Source organism: Pseudovibrio sp. POLY-S9, from assembly GCF_001431305.1.
GTDB lineage: Bacteria > Pseudomonadota > Alphaproteobacteria > Rhizobiales > Stappiaceae > Pseudovibrio.
Genome location: NZ_LCWX01000221.1, coordinates 20,966 through 27,697 on the forward strand (window position 1 = coordinate 20,966; position 6,732 = coordinate 27,697).

At 50.9% G+C, this 6,732-nt stretch carries 2 protein-coding genes; both read left to right on the forward strand.

Features of this window, described 5'->3' with window-relative positions:
- Positions 1 to 3,108, forward strand: a complete 3,108-nt coding sequence (locus PPL9_RS22575; RefSeq protein WP_082597051.1) for a type I polyketide synthase — start codon at positions 1 to 3, stop codon at positions 3,106 to 3,108.
- Positions 3,105 to 6,732, forward strand: a 3,628-nt coding sequence (locus PPL9_RS22580) for a non-ribosomal peptide synthetase (RefSeq protein ID WP_152986796.1), incomplete at its 3' end; no start/stop codon positions are given. The genes PPL9_RS22575 and PPL9_RS22580, both read left to right, overlap by 4 nt.

Here is a 6,732-nt window from a genome sequence, read left to right on the forward strand (position 1 = left end):
ATGACTACGCAAACTAATGATCTTGGTGTCGCTGTAATTGGGATGGCTGGACGATTTCCGAAAGCCGATACGACAGCGCAACTATGGGAAAACATTAGATATGGGCGGGAGTGTATATCCGAGTTTACAGAGGAAGAAGTGATTGCATCAGGCGTCTCACCTGAGATCGTACGACGTCCGGATTACCTACGTCGCAAGGGCGCAGTCTCTGACATTGATCGGTTCGATGCACCATTCTTCTCTATTTCTCCTCGGGAAGCTGAGTTAACCGATCCACAGCACCGTCTCATGTTGCAATGTGCTTGGAATGCGATGGAGGACGCTGGTTACGATCCCACTTCGTACCAGGGCGACATCGGTGTGTTCGCTGGGAAAAGCTTAGATTCTTATTTGATGCTCAATGTGTTGCCAACTTTCAAGAAGGTTTTTTCTTCGGGAAGTCTTCAGGCCGCAATCGGCAATGATAAAGATAGTATGACCACCCAGATCGCCTATCATCTAAATCTGACTGGGCCGGCCATCACCATTCAAACGTCTTCGTCGACTTCGCTCGTGGCAGTGTGCAGTGCTGCCCAAAGTCTGCTTACATGGCAATGTGATTTGGCACTTGCCGGTGGTGTGACGCTCGGACCACCAATTCACAGCGGATATCTGGCACAAGAAGGCGGCATCACATCTCACGATGGTCATTGTCGAGCGTTTGATGCGGCCAGCTCTGGTTTCGTACCTGGTACGGGTCTTGGTCTTGTTGTGTTGAAACGACTAGATGACGCAATCCGTGACAATGACTCCATTATATCAGTAATTCGTGGCTTCGCCGTCAACAATGATGGTTCCCAGAAAGTCAGCTATACTGCACCGAGTGTCGACGCACAGGCTCGAGTTATTGCGCGTGCGCATGCAATGGCAGGTTGGACAGCGGATGAGCTGTCTTATGTCGAAGCCCACGGAACGGGTACACGCATGGGAGACCCCATTGAGGTCTCCGCTCTAACAAACGCCTTTCGCAAGACAACCGATAAGACATCGTTTTGTTGGCTAGGCTCTGTGAAGTCCAACATTGGCCATCTGGATACTGCTGCTGGCGTGACAGGGTTGATCAAAGCCTCATTGAGTATAAAGCATGGAGAAATTCCTGCTTCAGTGAACTATGCGACGCCAAACCCTGCATGTAACTTCGAAAGCTCTCCTTTTAAAGTTGTACAGGAACTTACCCCTTGGGTACCGGATAGTGGTGTGCGTCGGGCTGGCGTGACTTCGTTGGGTATGGGGGGCACAAATGCCCATGTTGTGTTGGAACAAGCGCCAGAGCGGTCTAAGTGCGAAGCCAGGCAGCTAGCGCTTCCCTATATCTTGTCAGCGCGCAGTGAAACTGCGTTGGCCAGGCAGATCGACCTTCAAGGCAAAGCTCTTTCAATACGAGATTCTGCTCAACTTCTGCCTCAAGATGCAGCTTTTACTCTGGCTGTTGGCCGTAAAGCGATGCCCTGGCGTGCAGCAGTCGTAGCCCGCTCTATCCAGGAGGCTGGCAACAAGTTCCTGACTGGAGACAGAAACGAGATTTACCTTGGTCAACCGGGACTGGTCAGCCCCTTAGCCTTTTTGTTCACGGGGCAGGGGAGTCAGTATCCGGCAATGGGTGCAGATCTTTATAAGCATGATGCTGACTACCGCGATGCATTTAACAGTGCAGCTGAAGCCATAGCCGCCGCCGAGGGGCCGGATTTGAGGAATGGGCTTTATGGTGATGAAGATGTGAGATTTAGTGGAGATCAGCTTGCGCAAACTCACCTGACCCAACCCGCGCTGTTCGCTGTGGAGTATGCACTTGCGATGGCATGGTTAGCGCGTGGCATAACACCCGGTGCATTGATTGGCCATTCATTGGGTGAGTGGGTAGCGGCGGTCGTGGCAAATGTTATGTCTTTGGAGACTGCTGCACGTCTGGTTATTGTTCGTGCGAACGCGATGGCAACTGCACCATCGGGTGCGATGCTTTCCATCCGGGCGGATGCCAGCCAGATCCAGGATAAGCTTATTGAGAACGTTGAGCTTGCAGCCGAAAACGCTCCTGGGCTTTGTGTTGTTGCTGGTCCTTCTGAAGTGATTACCGATTTTGAGCAAAAACTGGATCAACTAGGTATCCGTCATAGCAGGCTCAAAACCTCTCATGCCTTCCACTCAGCATCAATGATAGGTGCTGCAACACAGTTACGAGACGCAATGGAGGGGCAGACGCTCCATCCGCCAGTTTATCCGATTTATTCAACGGCGCTTGGTCGGCTGGCTCGGTCCGAAGAGCTAACAGATCCCACCTACTGGAGTGCGCAGGTGCTTAAGCCTGTTTTGTTCCAAAAAGCGTTGATGGCAGCTTTGGAAGGTCTGAACTGTAACATGCTGGAGGTAGGACCGGGGAACGCATTGTCTTCGATGGGAGTGCTTTGTGCGGGTACGACAATCGCTCCCATTACATCGCTTCCGCAAATCACAGAACTACAGTCTGCTTTGGATCACAATATGACGGCAATGATCCAATTGTGGACCATGGGGTATGATCTGAGTTGGGAGGTTGTTTTCAAAAATCAGAAATGTGGGCGTGTCTCACTACCTGGTTACAGTTTTGACAAGCATCGATATTGGATCGCAAGTGAAGAAGAGCAATGTGGGCACGATGGCGAGTCCACTGATTGGGATACAGATCAGGCTGCTGCCTCTACCACATTGTCAATGTCTGCTGCAAAGAGCCCAAGACCTAAGTCACTCTCAACAACTTTTGAGCCTGTGGCGTCCGAACTAGAAGCGAAAATCAGTGAAATTTTTGAGGATCTTCTAGGGATCTCCGGGATTGGTCGCACCGATGATTTCTTTGAACTTGGCGGCCATTCTCTGATGGCGTCGATGATGATAGCACGCCTTGCAGAGTTGCATGGCATCTCGCTTGATACCCAGACATTCTTCACAGCGCCAAATATTGCAGATCTGACTGCTGAACTTGAGAAACGCGGCAAGGCAGGGAGTACTTCTCTTGTTGAGAGCCTGCTTACAGACTTTGAAGTTAGTTCTGAGCTGCTGGAACACGCACAGCAGCCAGAGGAGGTCGCAAAATGACGACATCTCCTCCTCTGTCTGTCGCGGATCGCTTGGTCGCGTTGCCTAAGGATAAGCGCAAGGCTTTCTTTTTGAAGTTGCTGGAAGAAGGTGGCTCTCTTGCATCGCTTCCAGTCGCCCGTCTACATCAAGACGAAGAAGTGCAGCTGTCATTTGAGCAAGAGCGCCTTGCGATACTTGATCAGCTTGACCCAGATGCTTGTGACTATGTTCTCTACCAGGGCTTCCGAATTTCGGGCATGTTGGATGTCGACGTGCTTATCCAGGTTTTTGAAAATCTGATTCAGTGTCATTCGAGTCTACGTATACAAATTGATCTTGAAAAAGAAACACTGACGCAGCGTATTCGCCCCCACATTGGTGTGCCGCTCACAGTTCATAACTTGTCTGGTGACCAGTTCAATTTGTTGGAAAATGCGGCAGTTGGTATTGCAAGCAAGCCAATTCCGTTGGCCGAAGCTCCGCTGTTCAGGATTGACTTGCTAACGAATGATGGACCAGATCAGCTGCTTTTACTAAGGATCCATCATGTGATCGCTGATGGCCTATCATTGGCAATCCTGTTTCGACAAGCGATGACGTCATATGATGCGCTGGTCCGCGGGCAAGCTCTGGAGCCTATAAAGGCGGAGCGGGCTAGCCTTGTTGATTTCGCGAACTGGCAGCGTAGCTGGTCTGATGGAATGCGCGCCTCGACCTTTGCCACTAACTGTGCAGAGGCTTTCCATAGCGCACCTGTGCAATCCATGTTGCCACCAGATCAACCCGCACCTACGGGATCAATAACCACGCAGAAAGGGCGACGTCTTCGGCGTCTAATCGATCCAAGTCTGACGCAAAAGATTGAGGCAACAAGCCGAAGTGCGAAGACGGGCATGCACGCCGTTTTTCTTGCAGCACACGCTCTCACACTGCGTGCCTTCACCGGGCAGGACAGGATTATCGTGGGGTCGCCAGCCACTGGTCGCTTGCGTCCAGAAGTTGAGGAAACAGTAGGTTTTTTTGCAACCACCACGCTTTTGGATGTGGATTTGGCAGAAGCTGAGACTTTTGCAGATGCTCTTGGTCAAGCGGCAAAGAGCATCCATAACTCTGACACGTTCAAGTCGCTTCCGATGGAGATTCTTCGGGAGAAGCTAGTTGTTGACGGACAACTTGACGGCAATGTGCCGTTTCAGACTTTCTTGATTTCTCATGCGACGGCAAAGCAGAGTAAGTTTCGGATTGCCGACCAAGATTGGGAGATGATTGACCTTCACAATGGTAGTTGCAAGTTCGACCTGACCCTCGAGTTAATACCATCGGAGGGAGGGTATGAGGTAACGGCTGAGTTTGATGTAACACGATATTCTACGTATCTAATCGAACTTTACTTCGACACCTTCCTGGAAATGCTCAAGCAGATTGCGCATGAGTCGGATGTAACTTTAGAAGCTGTCTCAACCCCTATCGAAGACAAGACCCAAGCTCTCCTTACAAGATTGAACAAGACCACCGCACCCCGCAGTGATGCTGATTTGGTTCTTGCACGATTTGAGGACTCTGTTCGTCAATTTTCAATGGACGTGGCGATTGCATCTCCACATGAGACCTGGAGTTACTGCGACCTTGATGAGGCAAGTCGGCGGTTTGCAGAAAATCTGCGGAAGCGCGGTATCGGCACTGGCGATCTTGTTGCTGTGGAACTGGACCGCGAACCATTATTGATCGCAGCAATGCTTGGCATCTGGCGGTTGGGTGCGGTCTACTTACCCCTTGACCCGTATAACTTGCCGGAGCGCACAGACATTGTTTTGAACCTTGCTAAGCCATCGCTGATTGTCAGTCGCAAAGCGCATGCATCGTTCAATGTCGCTGATCCACACGAGTTGACCTTGAGCACGGTTGAAACAGCTGAAGTGGATGAACTGCCGAGCGCCTCAGATACCGCTTACGTAATCTTTACGTCTGGCAGCACTGGAACGCCTAAAGGCGTCTGCATACGCCATGGCAACCTTGCTAACTTCCTGTCCTCAATGGCTCATCAACCGGGCTTGACGTCAAAGGACCGCCTTTTGTCCGTCACGACCCCAAGTTTTGATATTTCCCTTTTGGAGTTCCTATTGCCGTTATGTGTTGGTGCATGCGTTGAAATGGCTCCTCAGGATATTGTTAGTGATGTTTTTGAGTTACGGGCATTTATTGAGCAATGCCGCCCTACGGTGATGCAAGCAACGCCGTCTCTTTGGCAGATGTTGGTAACAAGCGGATGGCGTGCTGACAGTACACTGCGTATCTTGGTCGGTGGAGAACCATTGCCATTGTCTTTGGCGCAGGCGCTGACGAGCACAGGTGCCGAATGCTGGAACATGTATGGCCCGACTGAAACAACAATTTGGTCGTTGTGCTGCAAAGTAGAACCGTCTGACACGAGTATCTCAATTGGTGCGCCCATCGATAATACGAGTATTCGCATCATCGATGATCTGGGACGACAAGTACCTATTGGAGTGACTGGAGAGCTTTGGATTGGAGGAGCCGGGCTTGCGGCAGGCTATAAAGATCGCCCAGACCTGACAGACAAACAGTTTGTGAGTTGCGGTGAACCAGCCGCTAGGTGGTATAAAACCGGTGATCGGGTGTGCCTGACATGGGATGGCCACATTGTATTTAAGGGACGCCAGGACAATCAACTTAAGATCCGCGGGCATCGGGTTGAGCTAGGGGATATTGAAACCAGCCTGATCGCGCATCCTGAAGTGTCGTTTGCTGTTATAAGGCCGCAAGAGGTAGACAGTGGCAATGTCCGATTGACTGCCTTTATCGAACCCGTAATCGGCACGGACACAGCCGATCTTCATCCTCGTCTGGTCCAATATACAACTGAGCATCTGCCCGATTACATGCGCCCGGCGCGTTGGAGATTTGTCGAAGCATTCCCTAAGAACTCAGCTGGCAAAATCGACCGAGCCGCGCTGGATGGACAAGAACTTGCTTCAGCAAATGTTGCGACCACAACGCAAGCACCAGAAACTGGAACTGAACTGTCCCTTGCTGCGATTTTGCAGCACTTGCTTTCATTAAAGACCCTTGATCGGCATGCGGATTTTTTTGCCATTGGTGGGCACTCTCTTTTGGCAGTCGAGTATCTTGTCCAAGTGCGCGCAGCATTGGGAGTGAAAGTTCTTCTCAAGGATCTACTCAGGAACCCAACTATTGCGTCTTTGGCATCACATATCGATGAAGGCCAAGCAGCTGGTGACTTGGCCCAGATCCAAATAGAGCATACGGATTATGGTTCTTTACGTCATATAAGTCAGCCGGATATCGATTTTCCGCTCACCGATGTTCAGCGTGCATACTGGTCTGGGCGTCAGCTTGGTGCCAATGGAGCTAAAGTTTCCTCGTTTGTTTATCAGGAGTTTGAGAGCCGGTCGGTGGATCTCAAACAGTTAGAAAATGCTTGGAACAGGTTGATCAAGCGTCAGGATATGTTGCGGGCAATCGTCACCCAAGATGGTCAACAACGGATTTTGTCGGATGTTTCGCATTACCCTATTCCAGTTGAAGATCTGAGCACCACACTAGTCGAGGTGCGAGAAGAAAAGCTGCAGCACAAGCGTGCCCGTTTGCGGCGGGGGTGCG